This window comes from Streptomyces sp. NPDC060035 (assembly GCF_042736635.1).
Taxonomy (GTDB): Bacteria; Actinomycetota; Actinomycetes; order Streptomycetales; family Streptomycetaceae; genus Streptomyces.
Map to the genome: position 1 here is coordinate 568,375 of NZ_JBHWVO010000001.1, position 22,906 is coordinate 591,280.

Annotated in this window: 22 protein-coding genes and 1 pseudogene; 7 read left to right on the plus strand and 16 right to left on the minus strand. The window is 70.3% G+C overall.

Annotation, left to right across the window (positions count from 1 at the left end; genetic code table 11):
- Positions 1–21: 21 nt before the first annotated feature.
- The gene (locus ACFWBQ_RS02540; protein ID WP_385483084.1) at positions 22–213 is read right to left on the minus strand and encodes a hypothetical protein; all 192 of its coding nucleotides are present in this window, start codon (positions 211–213) and stop codon (positions 22–24) included.
- Between the two features lie 157 nt (positions 214–370).
- Here ACFWBQ_RS02540 and ACFWBQ_RS02545 point away from each other — a divergent pair, with 157 nt between their 5' ends.
- A complete protein-coding gene (locus ACFWBQ_RS02545; RefSeq protein ID WP_385483086.1) occupies positions 371–1,102 on the plus strand; it encodes an NAD-dependent deacetylase in 732 nt (243 codons plus the stop codon).
- Positions 1,103–1,191: 89 nt separating this feature from the next.
- On the opposite strand, the gene ACFWBQ_RS02550 is transcribed toward ACFWBQ_RS02545, so the two are convergent.
- Positions 1,192–1,596 (minus strand): (2Fe-2S) ferredoxin domain-containing protein, encoded by a 405-nt coding sequence (locus tag ACFWBQ_RS02550; protein ID WP_385483087.1) that lies wholly within the window; start codon positions 1,594–1,596, stop codon positions 1,192–1,194.
- 326 nt (positions 1,597–1,922) lie between these two features.
- Here ACFWBQ_RS02550 and ACFWBQ_RS02555 point away from each other — a divergent pair, with 326 nt between their 5' ends.
- The gene (locus tag ACFWBQ_RS02555; protein WP_385483089.1) at positions 1,923–2,507 is read left to right on the plus strand and encodes a TMEM165/GDT1 family protein; all 585 of its coding nucleotides are present in this window, start codon (positions 1,923–1,925) and stop codon (positions 2,505–2,507) included.
- 17 nt (positions 2,508–2,524) lie between these two features.
- Here the strand turns inward: ACFWBQ_RS02555 and ACFWBQ_RS02560 are convergent, their stop codons facing one another.
- The 12 genes from ACFWBQ_RS02560 to ACFWBQ_RS02615 form a co-directional block, all read right to left on the minus strand.
- Complete coding sequence (locus ACFWBQ_RS02560) at positions 2,525–3,025, minus strand: methylated-DNA--[protein]-cysteine S-methyltransferase (protein WP_385483091.1); 501 nt, start codon at positions 3,023–3,025, stop codon at positions 2,525–2,527.
- Between the two features lie 37 nt (positions 3,026–3,062).
- Positions 3,063–4,535 carry a DNA-3-methyladenine glycosylase 2 family protein gene (locus ACFWBQ_RS02565; protein ID WP_385483093.1) on the minus strand — a complete coding sequence of 491 codons (1,473 nt, stop codon included), beginning with the start codon at positions 4,533–4,535 and terminating at the stop codon, positions 3,063–3,065.
- Between the two features lie 49 nt (positions 4,536–4,584).
- Positions 4,585–5,121 carry an O-acetyl-ADP-ribose deacetylase gene (locus tag ACFWBQ_RS02570; RefSeq protein ID WP_385483095.1) on the minus strand — a complete coding sequence of 179 codons (537 nt, stop codon included), beginning with the start codon at positions 5,119–5,121 and terminating at the stop codon, positions 4,585–4,587.
- Between the two features lie 41 nt (positions 5,122–5,162).
- Positions 5,163–6,578, minus strand: a complete 1,416-nt coding sequence (locus ACFWBQ_RS02575; protein ID WP_385483096.1) for a phytoene desaturase family protein — start codon at positions 6,576–6,578, stop codon at positions 5,163–5,165.
- 205 nt (positions 6,579–6,783) lie between these two features.
- A complete protein-coding gene (locus ACFWBQ_RS02580; RefSeq protein ID WP_385483098.1) occupies positions 6,784–7,644 on the minus strand; it encodes an inositol monophosphatase family protein in 861 nt (286 codons plus the stop codon).
- A gap of 45 nt (positions 7,645–7,689) precedes the next feature.
- Positions 7,690–9,495, minus strand: a complete 1,806-nt coding sequence (locus tag ACFWBQ_RS02585) for a gamma-glutamyltransferase family protein (protein WP_385483099.1) — start codon at positions 9,493–9,495, stop codon at positions 7,690–7,692.
- A gap of 64 nt (positions 9,496–9,559) precedes the next feature.
- Positions 9,560–10,555, minus strand: coding sequence for an ABC transporter ATP-binding protein (locus ACFWBQ_RS02590; protein ID WP_385483156.1), 996 nt, complete (start codon positions 10,553–10,555; stop codon positions 9,560–9,562).
- Positions 10,556–10,641: 86 nt separating this feature from the next.
- A complete protein-coding gene (locus tag ACFWBQ_RS02595) occupies positions 10,642–11,718 on the minus strand; it encodes an ABC transporter ATP-binding protein (RefSeq protein WP_385483101.1) in 1,077 nt (358 codons plus the stop codon).
- Positions 11,715–12,605, minus strand: a complete 891-nt coding sequence (locus ACFWBQ_RS02600) for an ABC transporter permease (protein WP_385483103.1) — start codon at positions 12,603–12,605, stop codon at positions 11,715–11,717. The genes ACFWBQ_RS02595 and ACFWBQ_RS02600 overlap by 4 nt, the downstream gene beginning before the upstream one ends.
- Positions 12,602–13,555 (minus strand): ABC transporter permease, encoded by a 954-nt coding sequence (locus ACFWBQ_RS02605; RefSeq protein WP_385483105.1) that lies wholly within the window; start codon positions 13,553–13,555, stop codon positions 12,602–12,604. Before ACFWBQ_RS02605 ends, ACFWBQ_RS02600 begins: the two co-directional genes overlap by 4 nt.
- Positions 13,552–15,159, minus strand: a complete 1,608-nt coding sequence (locus ACFWBQ_RS02610; RefSeq protein WP_385483107.1) for an ABC transporter substrate-binding protein — start codon at positions 15,157–15,159, stop codon at positions 13,552–13,554. Before ACFWBQ_RS02610 ends, ACFWBQ_RS02605 begins: the two co-directional genes overlap by 4 nt.
- 453 nt (positions 15,160–15,612) lie before the next feature.
- On the minus strand, positions 15,613–16,176 hold the full coding sequence (locus ACFWBQ_RS02615) for a hypothetical protein (RefSeq protein WP_385483109.1): 564 nt from the start codon (positions 16,174–16,176) through the stop codon (positions 15,613–15,615).
- A gap of 20 nt (positions 16,177–16,196) precedes the next feature.
- Here ACFWBQ_RS02615 and ACFWBQ_RS02620 point away from each other — a divergent pair.
- Positions 16,197–16,529 (plus strand): annotated as a pseudogene (locus tag ACFWBQ_RS02620) (redoxin domain-containing protein); the annotation flags it as partial.
- Positions 16,530–16,623: 94 nt separating this feature from the next.
- On the opposite strand, the gene ACFWBQ_RS02625 reads toward ACFWBQ_RS02620, so the two are convergent.
- Together ACFWBQ_RS02625 and ACFWBQ_RS02630 are read right to left on the minus strand one after the other, a co-directional pair.
- Positions 16,624–17,691 carry a glycoside hydrolase family 43 protein gene (locus tag ACFWBQ_RS02625; protein WP_385483111.1) on the minus strand — a complete coding sequence of 356 codons (1,068 nt, stop codon included), beginning with the start codon at positions 17,689–17,691 and terminating at the stop codon, positions 16,624–16,626.
- 478 nt (positions 17,692–18,169) lie between these two features.
- The gene (locus ACFWBQ_RS02630) at positions 18,170–19,156 is read right to left on the minus strand and encodes a LuxR C-terminal-related transcriptional regulator (protein ID WP_385483113.1); all 987 of its coding nucleotides are present in this window, start codon (positions 19,154–19,156) and stop codon (positions 18,170–18,172) included.
- A gap of 268 nt (positions 19,157–19,424) precedes the next feature.
- Between ACFWBQ_RS02630 and ACFWBQ_RS02635 the strand changes: the two genes are divergently transcribed.
- The 4 genes from ACFWBQ_RS02635 (at position 19,425) to ACFWBQ_RS02650 (ending at position 22,824) form a co-directional block, all read left to right on the plus strand.
- A complete protein-coding gene (locus ACFWBQ_RS02635) occupies positions 19,425–19,637 on the plus strand; it encodes a hypothetical protein (RefSeq protein WP_385483114.1) in 213 nt (70 codons plus the stop codon).
- A 5-nt stretch (positions 19,638–19,642) separates the two neighbouring features.
- Positions 19,643–19,912 (plus strand): hypothetical protein, encoded by a 270-nt coding sequence (locus ACFWBQ_RS02640; protein WP_385483115.1) that lies wholly within the window; start codon positions 19,643–19,645, stop codon positions 19,910–19,912.
- 106 nt (positions 19,913–20,018) lie between these two features.
- Entirely contained in the window at positions 20,019–21,218 is a 1,200-nt protein-coding gene (locus tag ACFWBQ_RS02645) for a tachylectin-related carbohydrate-binding protein (protein WP_385483117.1), read from the plus strand.
- Positions 21,219–21,513: 295 nt separating this feature from the next.
- A complete protein-coding gene (locus ACFWBQ_RS02650; RefSeq protein WP_385483119.1) occupies positions 21,514–22,824 on the plus strand; it encodes a hypothetical protein in 1,311 nt (436 codons plus the stop codon).
- Positions 22,825–22,906: the final 82 nt, after the last annotated feature.

The following is a 22,906-nucleotide window of genomic DNA, read 5'->3' on the forward strand; positions in this document are numbered from 1 at the left end:
GGAAGCTGCCCCCGCCCGGGATCAGCAGGACGTCGCGCGTTCCACTTCGGAGTACCTGGCGTGCACCGGGAGGGATCCCAACACGTCCTGCATCAGGCCAGGTTCGGCGGTGACGAACCGCACGGTGGCACCGGGCACGTACCCGAGGATCTCGTACGGCCCTATCGCGTCGAGCGGCTCGAACTGGTCGAAGAGCGGGATCACGATGTCCATGCGCCGCAGCATAGCCACCACCCGATCAGACCTCGCCGGGGCCGGTGAACTCGGGCGGGTCCGGAGGTGCGGGCGTCCGGGGCGGTGACGGACGAGCAGGCCGACGCCCTTCGAAATCGGATCGCGGGCGGTACGGGCAGGTGCGTACGCTCGCCCCATGACTCTCGTCGCGATCCTCAGCGGCGCCGGCATCTCCACGGACTCCGGCATCCCCGACTACCGCGGGCCGCAAGGACTCTGGCGGCAGGACCCGGAGGCGGAGAAGCTCGTCACCTACGACTTCTACATGTCCGATCCGGAGATCCGGCGCCGCTCCTGGCAGATGCGCCGCACCAGTGCGACCTGGAAGGCCGAGCCGAACGCGGCCCACCGTGCCGTCGCCGGGCTCGAGCGATCGGGTACGCCGGTGCGGGTCATCACGCAGAATGTGGACGGACTGCACCAGCTGGCCGGTCTGTCGGCCCGCAAGGTCGTCGAACTCCACGGCACGGCGCGCGCAGTCGTCTGTACCCGCTGCCATGCCCGGTCCTCCATGGAGCAGGCGCTCTCCCGGGTCGAAGCCGGTGAGGCGGACCCGCCGTGTGCTGTCTGCGGCGGGATCCTGAAATCGGCAACGGTGATGTTCGGTGAGCGCCTGGATCCGCAGGTCCTGGCCGAGGCGATGGCGATCACCAGGGCGAGCCAGGTGTTCATCGCGGTGGGCACGACGCTCCAGGTCCAGCCGGCGGCCTCGCTGGCAGGCATCGCCGTGGAGCACGGCGCCCGTCTCATCGTGATGAATGCCGACCCGACTCCGTACGACGAACTGGCGGAGGAGACCATCCGCGAACCCATCGGGACGGCGCTGCCTGCGCTTCTGGAGCGACTGTCCGCCGGAGAGGGCTCGTGACCGCTGCTGTCTCGCGACACGGTCCGCGGGTGTCCCCGGCGAATGTTCCGGGGATGTCGCAGAGGCGGCGGACGGCGTCGGGGGCGGTCCTAGCCCTCCAGGCCGCCCTGGACCCGGCGCGACGGCTTGAACGTGTACAGGTCCAGGATCTCGGGCGCCTCGGCGAGACCAGGTCCGCCCTCCCCGGCCCAGGTCACGATGTCGGCGACGGCGTGCGGATCGTTCACCAGCCCGAGCCAGACCGGCCGGCCACCGGCGCCGCGCCCCTCGGCGGAGGGCTGCACAACGATGACATTGCCCTGCTCGCAGGCGTCCAGACACTCCACGGCGCGCACGGTGGCGATCCCGTCGAGGGACTGCCGCAGCTGCGCCAGCTGCCCGGCGTGGTCCACGCCGGGGATCTTCGGGGTGCCGCAACAGCAGCCCCGGCAAACGCTGACGGTGGGCCGCGAAGAACCGGCCCCGGCGGCGGTCCTGCGGGTACGGCGGCTCATACGGGGGGACTCCCGGTGGTGGCGCGGATGATCACCGTAGGACTGTACCGAGCAGCTCACCCGCAGGTCCGGGCGCCCGGGTGCGGTAATGTTGACGGCTGCGAAGGGGAGTAGCCCTGCAAACCGGTCGTCGACACACTGGAACCTCCGGGTTCCCGGTGGCCGGGCTCGTAGATTTTTACGGGTGGGCGAGACCTTCGGTCAGGTATGACGCGTCCGTGCACCGCGGGCGTTGCCGTCATGCCGGGCCGAGTGGTCCTCCGAAGAAGCCCGAGCGGCGCTTCGCGAAAGGCCCGGGGCCCGGCTCACACAGAAAGCCACCCGGAATGCATCTCGACCTCCTGGCGATCCTCACCGCCTTCGGGCTGATCTTCCTCGCGGAGCTCCCCGACAAGACGATGTTCGCCTCGCTGGCCATGGGCACCCGCATGCGCCCGCTCTACGTCTGGTTCGGTACGTCGTCCGCGTTCGTCGTGCATGTCGCCATCGCGGTCGGCGCGGGCGGCCTGATCGGTCTGCTGCCCGACTGGATCGTCAAGCTGGTCTCGGCCTCCCTCTTCGCCTTCGGCGCGTTCATGCTGCTGCGCAGTGGTGGCGGTGACGAGGACGACGAGGACGAGATCAGGACCGTGACCGGCTTCTGGCCGGTCTACTCGACCGCCTTCATGGCCGTCTTCATCAGCGAGTGGGGCGACCTGACCCAGATCACCACCGCGAACCTCGCCGCGAGCAACGGCACCTGGTCCACGGCCATCGGGGCGGCCGCCGCCCTCATGTCCGTCTCGGCGCTGGCGCTGCTGGCCGGGCGCTTCATCGCCAAGCGGGTGCCCCTGAAGACCGTGCAGCGCATCGGCGGTGTGTGCATGCTCGGGCTCGCGATCTGGTCGGTCGTCGAGATCTTCACGGGCTGACCCCGGCGTACCGGCCCTCAGAACAGGGCCTGTACCTCGCCCTCCGTCCCCCGCTCGAAGGCCAGCAGCCGCTGCTTGCGGTCCAGCCCGCCGCCGTACCCCGTGAGGCTCCCCGAGGCTCCGACGACCCGGTGGCAGGGGACGATGATCCCGACCGGGTTCTTGCCGTTGGCGAGGCCCACCGCACGGGAGGCGCCGGGTTTGCCGAGGTGTTCGGCCAGTTCACCGTACGAACAGGTCTCGCCGTACGGAATCTGCTGGAGCCCTGCCCAGACGCTGCGCTGGAACGGTGTGCCCGCCAGGTGCAGCGGCAGGTCGAACGTCCTCAGCTCTCCGGCGAAGTAGGCGTCCAGCTGGCGGACGGTCTCGGTGAAGGGCCGCGGGTCCGGCTCGCCGAAGTTCTCCTCGGGCGGCCTGTGGCGCTGTCCGGTCATGTACAGGCCGGCCAGGACGCCGTCGGTGGCGACCAGGGTGAGGGCCCCGTACGGGCTGTCGATGACCGTGTGCTGCCGGGTCACTGTGTGTGTGTGTCGGTCATGGTTCGTCCCTACGCCCTCAGACGGGCAGGTGGTTGATGGGGTGGTCGTCGACGGTCCACAGGTACTGGACGGCGTACGCCCGCCAGGGGCGCCAGTCCCCGGCGCGTGCGGTGAGCGCCGCGGGGGTCGCGGGGAGGCCGAGCTGCTCGGCCGCCCGCCGGATGCCGAGGTCGGTGGGGAGGAACGCGTCCGGATCCCCGAGCGCGCGCATGGCGATCACTTCGACCGTCCAGGGGCCGAAGCCCGGCAGTGCGGTCAGTTCGGCCCTGGCCTCGTCCCAGTCGGTGCCCTCCCCCAGGTGGAGCGAGCCGTCGGCGAGTGCCCCGACCAGGGTGGTGAGTGTGGTGCGGCGGCTGCGCGGCAGGGCGAGGGTCTCGGGGTCGAGTCCGGCCAACCCCTCGGAGGTCGGGAAGAGATGGGTCAGGCCGCCCTCGGGGTCCTCGACGGGCACGCCGTGGGCGGTGACCAGGCGGGCGGCGTGGGTGCGGGCGGCGGCAGTGGAGACCTGCTGACCGAGCACGGCACGTACGGCGAATTCCGCCGCGTCGACCGTGCGGGGCACACGGCGCCCCGGGGCCGCGTCGACCAGCGGCGCGAGCAGCGGATCCAAGCGGAGCCGGCCGTCCACGGCGACCGGGTCGGCGTCCAGGTCGAGCAGCCTGCGGCACCGGCTGATCGCCTGGGTGAGATCACGCGGATCGGTGAGGGAGAGCCGGCAGGCGATGTGGTCGGAACGCGGAGTGAGCGCAACGATGCCGTGTCCGTGCGGGAGGGTGAGCGTGCGGCGGTAGGCACCGTCACGCCATTCCTCGACCCCGGGGACCGCGGTCGCGGCGAGGTGCCCGAAGAGGTTGCTGGGGTTGAGCGGGGCACGGTACGGCAGCCGCAGAGCAATGACTCCGGGGGCTTCGGCCGCCCCGGCCCCGCGTGCCGCGCGGGTGCGCAGCTCCCCGGGGGCGAGCGCGAAGACCTCGCGGACGGTGTCGTTGAAGGTACGGATGGAGGAGAATCCGGCCGCGAACGCCACCTCGCCCATGGGCAGTCCGGTCGTTTCGATCAGCACCCGCGCGGTCTGGGCACGCTGGGAACGGGCCAGCGCGAGCGGGCCCGCGCCGAGCTCGGCGAGCAGCTGGCGCTCGATCTGCCGGGCCGAGTAGCCGAGCCGCGCGGCGAGACCCGGTACACCTTCCCGGTCGACCACTCCGTCCTGGATGAGACGCATGGCGCGGGCCACGGAGTCGGCACGGGCGTTCCACTCCGGGGAACCGGGGCTGGTGTCGGGACGGCACCGCTTGCAGGCCCGGAATCCGGCCTGCTGACAGGCGGCGGCGCTGGGGTAGAACGTCATGTTGACTACCTTGGGCGGCACGACGGGACAGCTGGGCCGGCAGTAGATCCGGGTGGTCAGGACCGCGGTGAAGAACCAGCCGTCGAAGCGGGCGTCCTTCGACTGTACGGCCCGCACGCAGCGCTCGGTGTCGGTGTGCATGCTTCAAGCATCGGGCATCCACGGCCGCACGGCTGGCGGAAATCCGACATCAGCCTTGCGCTGCCAGGGCTTCCTCGAACTCGGCGTACGCGTGTGCGTCGAACAGTACGAAGCGCACCTCCTCGACGGGCGCGGCAGCCTCGGCCAGCACCGTACGGACGGCGATGCGGGCGGCGTCGTCCATGGGCCAGCCGAAGATGCCGGTGGACACGGCCGGGAACACCACCGTGCGCGCCCCCAACTCCGCTGCTACGCGCAAGGATTCGCGATAGCAGGAGGCAAGCAGCTCCGACCGGTCCTCGGAGCTGCTCCAGACCGGGCCGACGGTGTGGATGACCCACGTGGCGTCGAGCCGCCCGGCGGTGGTGGCGACGGCCCGGCCGGTCGCGAGCCCCTTTCCGTACTGCGAGGCGCGCAGCTCACGGCAGGCGGCCAGGATCTCCGGGCCGCCGCGACGGTGGATCGCACCGTCGACGCCGCCTCCGCCCAGGAGACTCGAATTCGCGGCGTTGACCAGGGCGTCGGCCTTCTGCCGGGTGATGTCGCCGCGGGCCAGGGTGACGGTGACGGCCTCGGATCTGCTCATGCGGACATCATGCCGTTGTCGGGCACGGCCGTGCGGGCCGCTCACGCCGCCCGCAGACGGCGCCACACCGCCTTCGCCGCGTGATGGCCCGACATTCCGTGCACGCCCGGGCCGGGCGGGGTGGCCGAGGAACAGAGGAAAACCGCAGGGTGGGCGGTGGCGTACGGCACGCGGGCCAGTTTGGGACGGATCACCGTCTGAAGTCCCGCGAACGCTCCGGTGGCGATGTCTCCGCCGACGTAATTGGCGTTGCGCACGGCGAGTTGGGGCGGTCCGGCGATCGCACGGGCAAGGACGAGATCACGGAATCCGGGGGCGAAGCGCTCCAGCTGCCGCTCGATGACCTGCGTCGCGTCACCTTCCCAGCCTGCGGGGACATGTCCGTACACCCAGAAGACATGGCGGCCCTCGGGGGCCCGGGACGGGTCGACGAGGCTCGGTTGCGCGGTGATCAGGAAGGGGACGCTCGGGTCGCGGCCCGACACGGCGGCGCGCAGAGCGGAGTCGATCTCACCGGCCGTGGGGCCGACATGGACCGTGCCGGCCCGCCGGGCCTCCTGCGCGGTCCACGGGACAGGGCCCGACAGGGCGTAGTCGATCTTGAAGCAGGAGGCGCCGTAGCGGTAGCCGCTGTAGGCGCTGCCGAGTCCGGCGATGCGGGCGAGTGCGGCGGGCGAGGTGTCGAAGATGTACGCACGGGCGGGCGGAAGCTCGTCGAGGCGCTTGACCTCGATGCCCGTACGGATCGCGCCCCCCTGCTCACGCAGGAACGAGGCGAGGGCGTCGGAGATGGCCTGCGAGCCGCCGCGGGGCACGGGCCAGCCGTTCTCGTGCGCGGCGAGCGCGAACATCAGGGCGATGCCACCGGTCGCGACGCCGTTGGTGGGCGCGATGGCGTGGGCGGCGAGCCCGGCGATGAGTCCGCGGGCCCTGGCGCCCCGGAAGCGGCGGGAGAGGAGCGTGGCGGGCTGGAGCGCGTCGAGGCCGAAGCGCGCCCAGCGGTACGGGTCGCGGGGCAGCCCGTCCCACGGGGTGCGCAGGAAGTCCGCGGCGAGTGTGTCCCAGTGGCCGGTGTAGGGCTCGACCAGCCTGCGGTACGCGCCCGCGTCCTGCGGGCCGAGCGACATGGCGCTCTCCCCCACGGACCGTGTGAGCACGGCGGCGGATCCGTCCGGGAACGGGTGGGCGAGGGCCAGCTCGGGCTGCAGCCATTCCAGGCCGTGCCGGGCCAGCGGCATCGCATTGAAGGCGGGCGAGCCGATACCCAGCGGGTGCACGGCGGAACACGGATCGTGTCGGAAGCCGGGAAGGGTGAGCTCCTCCGTGCGGGCGCCGCCTCCGACGGTCTCCGCGGCCTCGAAGACCTCGACGGCGAAGCCGCGACGGGCCAGTTCTGCCGCGGCCGTCAGCCCGTTGGGGCCCGCCCCCACGACGACGGCATCCAGCATCGATGGCACCTTCGGACTCCTTTGTCAGCCGATGGCCAGGACCCCCAGGATATTCGGGCGCACCGACAACGGGTCCGCGGGTGGCGTCCCGCCCGATGAACAACGCATCCCCGCGGTCTCTCAGGCGCTCCGCGGCCCGGATGCGGAGGCGGTGGAGACGGCGTCCGGAGTCGTAGGGGATGTCCAGCGGGTGCTGGACGGCGGCGACGACACCTCAGTCGCCGGCGGGGCCCGAACCCGGTATGCCGGTGCGCAGCGCGGTCAGGACCGCGTCGGCCGTCGCCGCGTCACGGGCGGCCGTGAAGGGGACGGCGTTGCCGCCGGTGATGCGGTACGGGGCCCCCGTGAGCGTGGACTGGGTGCCGCCCGCCTCGGCAACCAGGAGCAGGCCGGCCGCGTGGTCCCAGGCCAGCTCCCAGCTGAAGGCGACCGCATCCTGTGCACCGCGGGCGACGGCGAGATATTCGAGGCCCGCCGATCCGCAGGGGCGCGCCGCGATGCCTTCGGTGCGCAGACCGAGCAGGGCGCGCTTCTGGGCGTCGGAGGTGTAGTCGGGGTGGGACATCGCCACCCTGAGGACGGCACCCGGCGCGGGCGAACCGCTGTGCAGCGGAGTGCCGTTGAGCGTGGCGCCACGGCCTCGTACGGCAACGGCCATCTCACCCAGCGCGGGGGCGTACGTCCAGGAGGCGAGCAACTCGCCGTGGTGGGCGAGGGCCACCAGGGTGCAGAAGCCGGGTTCGCCGCGGACGAACTGGCGGGTGCCGTCGACCGGGTCGATGATCCAGACGGGTGCGTCCTCGCCCAGTGCGGCGTACACCGCCGGGTCGGCGTGGACGGCCTCCTCGCCGACGACGGCCGACCCGGGCAGGAGCCGGGTCAGTGACTCGGTGAGGTATTCCTCGGCGAGCCGGTCGGCCGCGGTGACCAGGTCGTGCGGGCCGCTCTTCTGGACGATCTCGTGAGCGGCGAGCTGCCGGTATCGCGGCATGATCTCGGCGGCGGCCGCTGCGCGGACCGCCGCCTCGACCTCGGTCAGGTTCCCTGCATCCGCAGCGAGGAAGTCATCGATCATGTGTCCAGCTAAGCACGGTCGCCGCGGAGCCCGGCAGGTGGGCGGTCAGCGGCCGACCGCGTACCCCTGCATGCCACGTGGATTGGCGGCGGCGGAGAGCACTCCGGTCTCCGGGTCGCGGGCGACGGCGCACATCCGCCCCTCGGACCACGGGTCACCGACCGTGACATCGTGGCCACGACGGCGCAGCTCCTCGATGATCTCCGGGTCCATGCCCTCCTCGACGGTCATGCTGCCGGGCCGCATGCCCCGCGGGAAGAAGGAGCCGGGGAAGCTGTCGTTGTGCCAGTTCGGGGCGTCGATGGCCCCCTGCAGGTCGAGGCCGCCGCGGACCTCGGCCCGCAGTGCGACGGCAAGGAAGAAGTGGAGCTGCCACTGGTCCTGCTGATCGCCGCCCGGCGTACCGAACGCCATGACCGCAACGCCGTCGCGCAGCGCGAGGGACGGGGTCAGGGTGGTCCGGGGGCGGCGGCCCGGCGTGAGGGAGTTGGGCAGCCCCTCGTCGAGCCAGGCCATCTGGAGGCGGGTGCCGAGCGGGAAGCCGAGCTCGGGCACGACCGGGTTGGACTGGAGCCAGCCACCGCTGGGGGTGGCGGAGACCATGTTGCCCCAGCGGTCGACCACATCGAGGTGGCAGGTGTCGCCGCGGGTCGCGCCGTCCTTGGCGACGGTCGGCTCGCCGGCGCCGGCGGCCGGGATGCCCATGGCGTCGAAGCCGGACTCGCCGGAGGCGACGGCGTGGGCGTGCGCGCTGAGGACGGGGGTACGCCCCTCGGGGCTGCCGGGGCGCAGCTCGCGCGAGGCCTCGGCGGTGACGAGAGCGCGGCGTGCCTCGTTGTACGGCTCGGACAGCAGCACATCCAGGGGTACGTCGGCGGCGTCGCCGTACCAGGCCTCGCGGTCGGCCATCGCGAGCTTGCAGCCCTCGACGAGGAGGTGGACGTAGTCGGCGGAGCCGTACGCGGGCAGCTCGGCCGGCAGCAGGGCGAGCTGCTGGAGGAAGGCGGGGCCCTGGCTCCAGCCGCCCGCCTTGGCCAGGGTCCAGCCGTTCCAGTCGTACGTGGCCGGGGCCTCGTAGGACGCGGACCAGCCGGCCAGGTCGGCGGCGGTGAGGGTGCCGGTGTGGTGGGCACCGCTGGTGTCCAGGGTGGGCACGGCGGCCTGCCGGACGAGCGCCTCGGCGATGAAGCCCTCGCTCCAGACCTTCCGCGCGGCCTCGATCTGTGCGACGCGGTCGTCGCCGCCGGTCTCCTCGGACTCGCTCTGCAGACGCCGCCAGGTCGCGGCGAGTGCGGGGTTGCGGAACAGCTCACCGGGCTGGGGGGACTTTCCGCCGGGGAGATACACCTCGGCGGACGACTGCCATTCGTTCTCGAACAGCTCACGGACCGTCTCGACGGTCTGCCCGACCCGCTCGACCGGAGCGTGACCGTCCTCGGCATACCCGATCGCGTACCGCAGCACCTCGGCGAGCGTCTTGGTGCCGTGGTCGCGCAGGAGCACCATCCAGGCGTCGAACGCGCCGGGCACGGCGGCCGCGAGCGGCCCGGTGCCGGGCACGAGCTCGAGGCCGAGTCCGCGGTAGTGGCCGACGGTCGCACCCGCGGGCGCCGGGCCCTGGCCGCACAGGACCTGGACGTCGCCGTCCCGCGGCGCCAGGATCATCGGCACCTCACCGGCGGGGCCGTTGAGGTGCGGTTCGACGACATGCAGGACGAATCCGGCGGCGACGGCCGCGTCGTAGGCGTTGCCGCCGTCCTCCAGGACAGCCATCGCGGACTGCGAGGCGAGCCAGTGGGTGGAGGACACCATGCCGAAGGTGCCCTGGAGGGTGGGCCTGGTGGTGAACACGGGATAGGGCTCCTTGGTGCGGTGATGCTGTGGGGTGCGCTGTTCGGATCGTAAGGACGACGGGTCAGGATGCTGCGGCCGGGGCTGCCGCTTCCGGGACTGCCGGGGCCGCCGCGTCCGGAGCCGTCCCGTCGTCGTCCACGAGGTGGCAGGAGACCTGGCGACCGCCGGGCAGCTCGCGCAGGACAGGGACCTCGGTGCGGCACCGCTCGGTGGCGAGCGGGCAACGGGTGTGGAAGCGGCAGCCGGGCGGCGGGTCCAGAGGGCTGGGCAGCTCGCCGTGGAGCACGATGCGCCGGCGGGAGCGCTGGTCGACCGGGTCCGGGACGGGCGCGGCGGAGAGCAGGGCCTGGGTATAGGGGTGCTTGGGTGCGGCGAACAGTTCGGCGGTCGGGGCCTGTTCGACAATCTGCCCGAGGTACATCACGGCGATCCGGTCGGCGAGGAATTCGACGGCTGCCAGGTCGTGGGTGATGAAGAGGCAGCCGAAACCGCGGTCGCGCTGGAGGTCGGCGAGGAGATTGAGGACCGAGGCCTGGACGGAGACGTCCAGCGCCGATGTCGGCTCGTCGGCGACCACCAGGTCGGGGTCGCAGGAGAGCGCGCGGGCGATGGAGATGCGCTGGCGCTGCCCCCCGGAGAGCTCGTGCGGGTGCCGGTCGGCGTGCTCGGGGCGCAGGCCGACCTGGGCGAGAAGCTGCTCGACCCGGGCGCGCACGGCAGGCCCACGGGCCTGCCGGTTCAGTCTCAGCGGTTCGGCGATGATCTGGCCGATGGTCATGCGGGGGTCCAGCGAGGACGACGGGTCCTGGAAGACCAGGTGGAAGTCCTTTCGCAGCGGACGAAGGGCCCGGCGCGAGAGATGGGTGATGTCGGTTCCGTTGATGCGGACACTGCCGCCGGTGGGCTCGTCGAGGCGCACGGCGCAGCGGCCGACGGTCGACTTGCCGCTGCCCGACTCGCCGACGAGACCGACGACCTCGCCGCGGCCGATGGTGATCGAGACTCCGTCGACGGCGCGGACGGTACCGCCGCCGGAGGCACCGAAGTGCCGTTCCATGGCGTCGATCTCCAGCACCGGGGACTGCGGGCTGTCCGCGTTCTCGTCGTCGCTCCCGCGCGGTGCGGGGACGGTCTGCGCTGTGGTCACTTTCCGGCCTCCTGGGTGGTTCGCGCGGGCTCGTGGGCGGCGGCCGGTTCTCCGGCCTCTCCGGCCCGGTCCGCGGTGTGCGGGTGCCAGCAGGCGACCCGGTGCGCCGCGTCGGCGCCCTCCTGCCGGTCGATGGCCCCGAGGCCGGGCCGGGACGAGGTGCAGCTGTCGTCGGCCCGGGCGCAGCGCGGCGCGAACGTGCAGGCGTCGGGCTGGGTGTCGAGGCTGGGGACCAGGCCGGGGATCTCGGGGAGCCGCCGCTTGCCCTCGCCACCGGGCCGCAGTACGGCGCCGAGCAGACCCCGGGTGTAGGGGTGACGTCCCGAGCCGAACAGATCGTGGACCGGGGCCTGTTCGACGCCGCGTCCCGCGTACATCACGAGCACCCGGTCGGCGGCGTCCGCGACCACACCGAGGTCGTGCGTGACCAGGACGATGGCGGTGCCGAGCCGTTCGCGCAGCGACTGCAGGACCTCGAGGATCCCGGCCTGCACGGTCACGTCGAGCGCTGTCGTCGGCTCGTCCGCGATGAGGACCGCCGGGTCGCAGGCCACGGCGATCGCGATCATCACGCGCTGGCGCATGCCGCCGGAAAGCTGGTGCGGGTATTCGTCGATGCGGCGCAACGGGGCGGGTATGCCGACCAGTTCGAGGAGTTCCACGGCACGCGCCCTGGCCTCCTTCTTGCTCAGCCCCTGGTGCCTGCGGACCACCTCGCCGATCTGCCGGCCGATGGTGAGGACCGGGTTCAGTGAGGTCATCGGCTCCTGGAAGATCATCGCGATGTCCTTGCCGCGAACCTTCTGAAGCTCCTTCTCGGATGCCCCGACCAGCTCACGGCCGGCGAGCCGTATGGAGCCGCCGATGTGCGCGGTGGGCGGAAGCAGGCCCATCACGGCCATCGAGGTCACGGACTTGCCGCAGCCCGATTCGCCCACCACAGCGAGGACTTCACCGGGGGCCAGGTCCCAGGAGACCCCGTCGACGGCATGCACGGTGCGGGAGTCGGAGCGGAAGGACACCGACACGTCGCGGACGCTCAGGATGGGTTCGCGCACAGATGTTTCGGTCATCGGGTGCCTCCACGGGGGTCGAGGACGTCACGCAGCCCGTCGCCGAGCAGATTGAAGGCCAGCGTCGCCGCGACGATCGCCAGACCGGGGAAGACCGCCAGCCAGGGTGCCGGGGCAAGGAAGGACTGGGCACCGGACAGCATCACGCCGAGGGACGGGTCGGGCGGCTGGACACCGAGGCCCAGGAAGCTGAGCAGAGCCTCGCCGATGATCGCGGCGGGAATGCCGACGGTCGCCTGGACGATCAGGGCGGAGGTGGCGTTGGGCAGGATGTGCCGGAAGAGCACGGTGCCGTCGCCGCCGCCGTTGGCGATGGCGGCCCCGACGTAGTCGACATGCTTGAGCCGCAGCGTCTCGGCACGGGTGATACGGATGACCGCGGGGATCTGCGAGATACCGATGGCGATGGTCGCGTTGGTCAGCGACGGGCCGAGGATCGCGGCGAGCCCGACGGCGAGCACCAGGAACGGGAAGGCCAGCATCGTGTCGGTGAGGCGGGAGATGGCACCGTCGGCGAACCTGCCGTAGTAGCCGCCGATGAGCCCGAGCGGCACGCCGATGACGAACGCCAGCACGACGGCGACGAGACCGACCTGCATGGAGGCCCGCGCGCCGAACACGATGCGCGAGAGCTGGTCGCGGCCGAGGTCGTCGGTGCCGAGCCAGTGGGCCCCGCCGGGTTCCGCGAGTACGTTGCCGAAGTCCGGCTGCGACGGGTCGTACGGGGCGATGAGCGGGGCGAACAGGGCGACCAGGATGAAGACGGCCGCGATGATCCCGCCGGTGAGGGCCAGCCGGTTCCTTCGCAGGGCCCGCAGCCTTCCGCCGCCGGCACGCCGCTCGGTGACCTGCGGCGTGGCGGGGAGCGAGGGGGTAACTGTGGTCACCGGGCACCTCCGAGCCGGATGCGCGGGTCGATGACCGAATAGATCACGTCGACCAGCAAGTTGATGAGGATGTACGCGGCCGAGGTGCAGAGCACCACGGCCTGCAGCGTCGCGTAGTCGCGGGTGAAGACGGCGTCGATGGTGAGCTTGCCGAATCCGGGCAGGACGAAGATCTGCTCGGTGACGACGGCCCCCGAGATCAGGTGTCCGAGCTGCAGACCGAGGACGGTGACCACGGTGACGAGTGAGTTGCGCAGGGCGTGACCGCCGATGACTTCGCGCCGGGAGAGGCCTTTGGCACGCGCCGTACGGACGTAGTCGGCGGACAGCGAGTCGAGCATCGCGGCCCGGGTCTGCCGCATCACGACGGCGGCGAGTCCTGATCCGAGCACGATCGCGGGGAGCACCATGCGGCGCAGGTTGTCGAGCGGATCGGTGCCGAAGGGAACGTAGCCGGAGGCGGCGAAGACGGGTACGGCGATGGCGAGTGCGAGGACGAGCACGATGCCGAGCCAGAAGGTCGGGATGGAGAGGCCGATCAGCGCGATGGCGTTGGCGAGCCACTCCTCCGGCCTGCCGCGGCGCACCGCGGCGACCACACCGGCGCCGATGCCGACGACGACCGCGAGGAGGAGGGAGAGCGCGGCGAGTTCCAGGGTGACGGGCAGGGCCTGGGCGATGGCGTCGCCCACGGGAAGTCCGGTACGGGAGGAGGTCCCGAGGTCGCCGGTGAGCGCATGGCCGATGAACCGTCCGTACTGGACGACGATGTTGTCGTTCAGTCCGTAACTCTCACGGATCGCGGCGAGCGCCTCCGGGCTGCGTTCCTCACCGGCGAGGGCGAGTGCCGGGTCGCCGGGCAGCGCCCGGATTCCCGCGAAGACGACCATGCTGACGAGGAAGAGTGTGATCAGGGACTGACGCAGGCGCGTCAGCAAGTACTTGGTCATCGTGTGTACCCCGCAGTTGTGACGCGCACCAGTCCGTCGCCGTAGACGCGGATGCCCGCGACGTTCTTGTTGGCGACGACGTAGTTCTTCTGCCGGTAGAGGTAGATCATCGCGTGGGCGTCCTGGACCTTGCGGGTCAGTTCGTCGTAGATCCCGGCGCGCTTCGCCGGGTCTGCCACGGAGCGGCCTTCGGCGATCAGCTTGTCGATCGCCGGGTCGCCCAGACCGTAGGCATTCATCGCGCCTGCCGTCTTGAGGAAGTTGGAGACGTTGCCGTCCGGGTCGAGCCGGCCGGACCAGCCGCTGGTGAAGACGTCGTACTTCCCGGCGTCCGTCTCGGCCAGCATCGTGGCGTACTCGGTGGGCCGCAGGGAGAGTTCGAAGCCGGCTTCCTTGACCATGGCCTGGAGGACCTGGCCGACGCGCCCCTGTTCCGGGGTGGTGGAGGTCTTCAGTTCGATCTTGACGGGCGTCTCCACCCCGGCCTCCTCGAGCAGCTTCTTCGCCTTGGCGACGTCGCGCTTGGGGCAGTCCTGCGGCGGCACGCCTGGGGCGATGGCGGACTGCGGAGAGATCGGGCCGCAGGCCGGTTCGTACATGCCCTGGAAGACGACCTTGTTGATCAGTTCACGGTCGATGGCGAGCTCGAAGGCCTCCCGGACCCGCACGTCACGGCCGAGGGGGGTGTCGATCTTCCCGGGCTTCTCGCCGAGGCCGCCGACGTTGCCGACGTTGAGGCCGATGCCCTGGTAGCCGAGCGAAGGCGAGTTGAAGAGCTGGAGCTTGGGCTCGGTGAGCGCGCTCTGCACGTCGACCGGGGCCATCTGGTCGCCGATCTGGAGGTCGCCGGAGCGCAGGTTGGCGAGCCTGACGTTGCCGTCGGGGATGGGTTTGTAGACGACTCCGTCGAGGTGCACCTTGGCGGCGTCGTAGTAGTGGGGATCCTTCTCGAGGACGATCCGGTCGCCGCCGACCCGTTCGACGAAGCGGAAGGGGCCGACACAGGACGGGTGGTTGGTGAAGTTCTTCCCGTACTTCTTGAGTGCGGTCGGCGACATCACCATCCCGGAGCGGTCGGCGAGTACACCGGTGAGCGGGACATAGGGGTGGTCGAGCTCGATCCGTACGGTGTGGGGCCCGGTGGCCTCGATGGTGCGGGCCGGGGCGAGTTCCGTACCGCGCGCCGAGCCGGGGAGATCGCGGTGGCGCAGCAGTGAGGTGACCACCGCGTCGGCGTCGAGCGCGGTCCCGTCGCTGAACGTGAGGCCGGGGCGCACCTGCACCGTGACCGTGCGGCCGTCGGCCGATGTGGTGGGCAGGGCTGCGGCGAGCTGCGGCACGACGGTGCCGCCCTCGTCGATGTCGTAGAGCTTCTCGCACATGCCCGCGAAGACGGTGCGGCCCACGAGCGTCTGGGCAAGCGTGGGGTCGAGCTTGTCGGGATCCGAGTTGAGAGCCACCGTGATGGTCCCGCCGTCGCGCACGGACCGTTCATCGGTTTTCCGCACACCGCCGACCTCGGTCGCCGAGGACTGCAGCGACGCGCAGCCCGAGGTCAGGAACACCAGGGCAACCGCCACCAGGGCAACCGCTTTTCGGCGCACGAAGGCCTACCTCCCGCCAGGAGTGATCAAAGGAATATCGCAGACCGTATTTCGCATACAGTCCGCAGTGCAAGGGGGTCTCCCACATGGCGGACGGATTATTCTGACGATCGGGTAACGGCGCGGGCAGGTCGCCCGAGGATGCGCGGATTGCCTGAACTGTGCAGGTGGGAGCCGGTCACACCGTGTGTGCGGACTCGACGATCGGACGCCGGATGGGGATACCGCACACTGCGAGAACCGGCAGTGACACGGCCAGAGCGGCAGGCACCGGAAGGATCTCGGGGAACGTGCGCCCGCAGGTCGAGCGGAGCGGCGCAGTAACCGATGTAGGGCTCGCGCTGGTCGACAGGCAGCGCGCTGATGGATGTCCGTACCCCGTGGCCGGAAGTCAACTCCGGTCCGGGCGGCAGTGAGGCCGGGTCGACCGACGCTGGGCCGGGGCGCGAGGCGTCAGCCGATCGTCGGAGCGTCGTCGGGGAGTTCGTGCGGCTCGCAGTAGTCCATGCGGGCGGCCATGAAGCGGGCGATGTCCGCTGCCAGCGCCGTGACCTCTTCCTGGGCGGCTCGGTCCTTCAGTTCCGCATCGCCCCCGCTGACAGCGGTGCGCGTCACCAACAGGACAGGGCTGCCTTTGCTGCTCGTGCAGCCGACGAAGAGGGAGACCGCGTTCCCTTCGATGAAACCCTTCTCCGTTCCCCAGGACAGAGGAGTGTTGCCGGCCTTGGCAGCGTCCCGGGCGATGTCCTGGGAGCTGTAGTCGTCCGTGCTCAGGATGAGGTATTTCTCGAGGTGAACCGACTGCCCACCGGCACTCAGGGTGCACTTCCAGGTCGTCGACACGGAAGTGGCCGAGGAGGAGCCGAACAGATACTCCTCGAAACCCTTCCCGTGCTCCGGCAACAGGTCCCGCACCGGGTCGCCGGGCAGCGCGTCGCCACAGACACGGTCCGGGACGGCGACCGCCGGCTCCTCCCACGGCCAGAGGGCCCAGGCACCGAGTCCGATCAGGACCACGGCGCCCACGCCTACGGGTGCGACGAATGGCTTGCTCCCCGCAGATCCCCGACGAGTCGCTGTCGCTCACCGAGAAGCACGCCCTTGCCTTCGACGTCCTCAGCGACACCGGGTCGGTCGTGGCCAAGTCGTACGGCCTTGCCTTCGACCTGCCCGACGACCTGGCCGCCGTGTACGACAAGCTCGGCTTCGACCTGCAGCGCGTCAACGGCGGCCACGCCCGCACGTTGCCGCTGCCTGCCACATACGTCATCGGCCGCGACCGCACCATCCAGTGGGCGTTCGTGGACAGCGACTACACCGCACGTGCGGAACCGTCCGAGATCCTCGCCGCACTCGACTCGTCGGCCTGAAGTCCTCCACGTTCGGGCACCGGACACGGATACGGGGTCCGCACTCCCTGTGACCTGCCCCGGTGCCGCGGAACCCCCGACCGCACCTGCCGCCCTACTCGAAGAACTTGAGGCTCCATCCGGTGTCAGCGGTCGGGCCGGGGACGTTGGCGCGGCTGTAGGTGGTGTTGCCCCACCAGGCGAACGTGCCGGTGTACCAGTACCGGTTCTCCCACGCGTACGGCGTTCCCTTCGGAACCGCGTGGAACATCAGGGGGAACCTCGGGCCGGCGGGCGGGCTGGTGTTGATGTCGCCGTTGAGCAGGACGAAGCTGTGGTGGCCCGGGCCGTTGACGTACAGCGTCGGGTCCCAGCCGGACATCATCGTCGCGCGGTTGGAGCCGAACAGGCAGCCGTTCGACTTGTACCAGTCCCAGACGTACGTCGGGTCGCCGCCGGCCCGTAGCCGCAGCTCGGCCAGGCAATACTGGTCGCTCCAGCTGCCGTTGGCGGAGTACACGACGTGCAACTGTCCGTTCGGGTCCTTGATGGCCTCGGGGCTCTCGTTGATGAACGGGTTGCCGACCACCCGTTCCCAGCTCTCCCGCGGCTGCGAGATGACGGACCGCGCGCCGGTCGGTGTGGTGGGACTGCTCATCCGGGCGATGTAGAGGTTCTGCTCGACGTTGGTGTCGCCGGCCCAGCCGGACCAGACGAACCAGCGCTGCCCGTTGAAGGTGAACAGGGTCCCGTCGATGGCCCACTTGTCGTCCGGCAGGGCCAGCTGGGTCTCACCGGCGTATCCGCTGTCGGGGGCGGCCGAGCTGATGACGTACATCCGGTGGGCCGACCCGCGGCCGGCCGAGAAGTAGATGTAGTAACGGCCGCCGTCCGTCACGATCTCCGGAGCCCAGATCTCACCGCGGCCGGCGGTGTCCGACCACACCTGCCGGGCGGGCGCCGACGCCAGTGCGGCCGTCGACGACGCCTGCCGCACGGCGATGCCCCCACCGGCCGACTGCACCGATACGTAAGTGCTGCCGACCCGGATCACACTCGGGTCCGCGGCCCTGATGGTCTGTTCCGCCTGAGCGGGCCCGGCGGACGACAGGGACATGACCACCGCGAGGACGCCGGACAGCACAACGGCGGCGGCGCCGGAAAGAAGGCGAGAGAGCTTCATAGTCCCGTTCCATGGTTGGCCTCCGCTGCGAAGCCGAGCCGGCGGGGGGATTTACATCGATGGAAGAGCGCTCTCACAGCATCCAGACTGGTCCCGGACATGTCAACATCCCGCGCGGCTTGTGCGGCTCGCGCGGGGGCGCGCCGGGGCAGCGGCACGGGGGACGTCGCGCGAGGAAGTGCCCGGCACCTAGCCGCCGTAGCCCACGCTCGCACGTGAGTCCGAGCGTGATGGTCTTGTCCTGGAACTCCGGGTACCTCCTCTTCGCAGACACCAACGTCGCCTCGGTCTCCGCGATCAGCTCGTCGCCTTCGTCCTTCAGGCCGATGGCGTGGAGATCCTCTGGGTCCGTGTCGCAGAGGCAGCCGGTGGGACTCGATGAGCGTCGTATGAGTGTCAAGACTCTTCGCCGGCGCTGCGGTCGTTCCGGCCACGAGACCACGGGCCGGTGAGCTCGGAATGTGCGATCAGCCCCCTCTCAGATCCAGCCCTGCCGCGCCGCCTTGAGGCCGGCTTCAAAGCGGCTGGTGGCGTGGAGGCGTTCCATCAGAGCGGACATCTGTCGTCTGACGGTGCGCAGCGAGACCCCGAGACGCTTACCTGCCGCCTCATCGGTCATGCCGGAGGCCAGGAGCTTCAACAACTCGAGCTCGACCGGGCTCGGACGCGTGTCGGTGGCACTGGGACGGTCCGCCCCGAGCGGGACGGCGGCGTTCCACGTCTGCTCGAACAAGGTGATGAGCGAGGCGACGATACCCGGCGCGCGCGTGCACAGCGCGCCCAGGCGCGACTGCTCGGGGTCGATGGGGACGACCGCGATCGTACGGTCGAACACCAGGAGGCGCGGCGGGAGCAGCAGACTGGTGCGCACCTGCCCGCCCTGCTCCGTCAGCCACCGGGCGTAGGACAGCGTCGTCGGATCCTTGCGGGCACTCTCCTGGTACACCGAACGCATCTCGATACCTTGAGCCAGCGCCCGCTCGTCAAGTGGCCGGGACGCGTCCAGGCTGGCCTGCGAGAGCGCGCCGCCCGGCAGGATCGCCAGGCATTCCCGCTCCAGGCCGCGGGCGAGTTGTTCGAGCCGATCCTGAATGGCGTCCATCCCCACCAGCCGCTCCGCGCCGTCGACCTCGGTGTTCGGACGGAGCTCGGCGAACTCGGAGACCAACTGCGCCGCGGCCGCCTTGCTGCGAATCATCTCCTGTTGCTGCCGGACCAGTTCCTCCTCCTGGCGGAACAACAGTATTTCCAGGCCCAGTTCGGGTCTTACGGCGCGCAGCACGCCGGGACTGTCACGGGAGGGCCGGAGCAGGTCGAGATCGACGAGCCGATCCAATCCCGCGCGCACCTGCGCCTCCGTGCGCCCCAGACGGACGCTCAGTTCGGCAATCCCGCCCGACGGGTCCGCCAACACCCCCCGGTACACAGCTTCCGCGTCCACCCCAAGACCCAATGCCTGCAGCATGTCCTTCGGCCCCCCAGCTGAAGTACGGCCGCCCTCCCCGGGCGGCGCCTGACGTGATCGTAAACGAAGGCTGTCACCAACGTGCCAAGGCTTCTTGGGGACAGCCGGAATCCCTTCCCGCCAGGTGGCGGAGGCAGCAGCATGGTGATCACCGGAACGGCGGGGCGAAAGTCCCGGCTCGGGGCCAGAGCCGCAAGGACGGTCCGGAACAGCGCGCGACACAGCACACCGAAGGAACCGCATCCCGACTTCTGATCCTGGGGGAACCATGTCCCGCACCGCCCGCACCGTCTCCGTCGCCGTCTTCACCCTTTTCTGCTGCATCGCCGTCACCACCTCGGCGACCGGCGCCGAGGGCCATCGCGTCAGCGCCTCCGTCCCCGGCAGCATCAACTGGGACACGACGCCCGAGTCCGCGGCCGGCAGCATCAACTGGGACACGGCACCCGAGTCCGCGGCCGGCAGCATCAACTGGGATTAGACCGCGTGCACGTCATTCTGGCCTCGCTCACGGGGCCGCACCACGTCCACCACGGCGTGCCCGCCATCCTCACCGATCTCGTCTGGGCCCACACCACCACGGCGCACGGACTCGAGCACCTGCGGGCCAAGGCCTCCGACGACGGCATGGACCTCTACCTCTTCCTGCGAGCCACCTCGGAAGCCGCCGCTCTCGGCCAGGCCCACGCCATCCTCACCGGTGCCCGCGTGCCGCTGCGCGCCTACGGCTACACCCTCGCCGCACCGCTCCGCTGACACCCGCCGCACCGGGCCCTACGGCGTCGCAGCGCTCCAACAGGCCACCGCTGCAAGGCTCCACGCCCGGCCGACCCGAACATTCCGTTCCTTGGGGGGAAACGCAGTGCCCACCGCTCTCCGCAGAACTGCCCGCACGACCACTCTCGCGGCCCTGTCCGGCCTCCTCGGCGCCGGGATGCTCACCGCCGTCGCCACCGCCCCGGCCGCGCAGGCCGCGACCACCTGCAGCGGAACCGCCTCGCTCTACGGCATCCTGCCCGACGGTCGCCTCACCTTCAGCACCATCACGCCTGCCACGGGCGAGTTGAAGAAGGTACTGGTCGGAGCGGACCTGGGATTCGAGCCGCGAGCAATGGCCACCCTCAACTTCAACACCATCCTCGTCACGTCGACCACCGGAGCGCTCTACCGCCTCGATGTCCTGACCAACAACACCTCACTCGTGCTGGAGCGGCCGCCCGTCAAGCTCTTCGACAGCGGCTGGACCCACGACAAGTTCACCTACGACGGACACGGCCACCTCTACGGCACGGCCGGGGGCCTTCTCCTCCAGTACCTGGTCTCGCAGCCCAAGCCGACCGGCTCCGCCCACATCGGCCAGCGCAAGGAGATCGGCAGCGGCTTCGTCCTGAAAACCCTCACCGCCGTCGGCGACGACCGCCTCCTTGCCACCACCTCGGCCGGCGCGCTCTTCTCGTACAGGATCGGCAGCGACGGCAGCTGGGACCGCGACGACCTGAAGACGTCCGGCTGGTCCGCCTTCGACCAGGTCGTCTCGCCCGGCGGCGGCCTCTATTACGGCCGCATCGCAACCACGGGCGCCATGTACTGGTACAAGGACGCCGACCCGGCCGATGGCACGGGCACCGACATCGCGTATCACAACGACACACCCGTCAACACGGGTGGCTGGACTCAACAGTTGCTCTCCGCCCAGCCGGAGACCTTCAGCTGCACCACCGCCATCGACCCGCTCGACGGCACCGACATCCCCGCCGTGAAAGCGGCCGGCCGCGACGTGATGAACACGTACGACGGCGGCGCCTGGAACAGCACCACCCAATGGAATTGCTTGGAGCAGCTCTGGGACAAGGAGAGCGGCTGGCGCTACTGGGCCGACAACCCGAACTCCACGGCCTACGGCATCCCCCAGGCGCTACCCGGCTCCAAGATGGACGCCTTCGGCGACGACTGGCGCACCAACCCCGTCACGCAGATCAAGTGGGGCCTGTCCTATATCGACGGCCGGTACAGCACACCCTGCGGCGCCTGGACCCACTTCGTGAACAACAACTGGTACTGAGCAGGCGGTTCATGAGTCTGTGAGTAATTCTGCCCTGGTCCGATGGTGCGGGCGCGGGAGGCTCTGCCGATCCGCAGCCACTGGTTCAGGACCCGCCCCTGGTAGCCCTGGACACGCACAGAGTCCACGCAGCCGCCGGCAACCAAACGTGCCCGAGCACCCCGACCGGCCCGCGTCCTCCCCCGCTTCAACGAGCCGCCGGCGCTCCGCGCCTGCCCAGCATCGCACCTCCCCCTCTTCTCACTCCTCCAGCCCGACGCGCCTACGTCAGGGCTGCCCGAAATCGGAGAATCCCATGCTCTCGAAGTCCCTCAAGCGCCGTCTGGCCGCCACCCTCGCCGTCGGCGCCACCACCCTCGGCCTGGTCACGCTCACGTCGTCTCCCGCCCAGGCCGCCGCCATCTGCGGCGGTGACGTCTCGGTCTACGGCACGCTTCCCGACGGACGCCTCACCTACACCGCGATATCCCCGAACACCGGCGACCGGGTCAAGACGTTGATCGGCACCGACCTCGGCTTCACGCCCAAGGCGATGGCCACCCTCAACTTCAACACCGTTCTTGTGACCTCGACGGCCGGTGAGCTCTACCGCGTGGACATCCAGACCAACAACAACTCCCTGGCCCTGGCAGGCGTCACCCGGATCTGGGACAGCGGCTGGACCTTCGACAAGATGACGTACGACGGCGCCGGCCACCTCTACGGCACGGTCGACGGCCAACTCCACCGCTACAACGTGTCCCAGGCCAAGCCCAGTGGGCCTGCCCACATCGCGAAGCACGTCGTGATCGACGAGGGATTCGTCCTCAAGACCCTCGCGGCTGTCGGCGACGACGTCCTCCTCGCCAGTACGGCCGATGGCAGGCTCCTCTCCTACCAGATCAACGGCGTCGGGGACTGGGAGCGCTCGGAGCTCAAGAGCAGCGGCTGGTCTGCGGTCGACAGCCTGGTCTCACCCGGCGGCGGCCTCTACTACGGCCGTACGAACGGCGGTATGTACTGGTACCACGACGTCGACCCCACCGACGGCAAGGGCAGCGACATCGCCTACCACTCCGACGACCCGGTCGATGCGAGCGGCTGGACGCAGACCCTGCTCTCCGCCTTCGCCAATGACTGCACCTACCAGCAGCCGGTTCCCCCCGCCCCCACTCCCTCCAGCCGGGGCGGTCAGATCACTCGCAACGAGATCATGAGCCGTGCCGTGAACTGGCTGAACCGCGACATCGCCTACAACCAGGGGGCGTACGCCACCGACCCGGACGGCGACCACACGTACCGCACCGACTGCTCGGGCTTCGTCTCCATGACCTGGCACGCCGACTCCAGTTACACCACCTACAGTCTGCCGAGCGTCAGCAGCACCATCTCGAAGTCGGACCTCCTGCCCGGCGACGCGCTGAACACCCAGGACGGGCATGTGGTGCTCTTCGAGAAGTGGGTCGACAAGGCGGCCGGCAAGTTCTCGTACATCCACGAGGCCAACACCAACGACGACATGATGCGCGGTCAGGACTACCTCAACGGTGGCACCGACGCCCGCATCGCGGGCCACGCCGCCTCCGGCTATGTCGCCCTGCGCTACGACAAGGTCGTCAACGGCTGAGCCCCTCCCGGCACATATGGCACCGTCCGGTGCCCACCCTCGCGGCGTCGGCCGGAAGTCCTGGTAGCGGAGCTACCAGGAC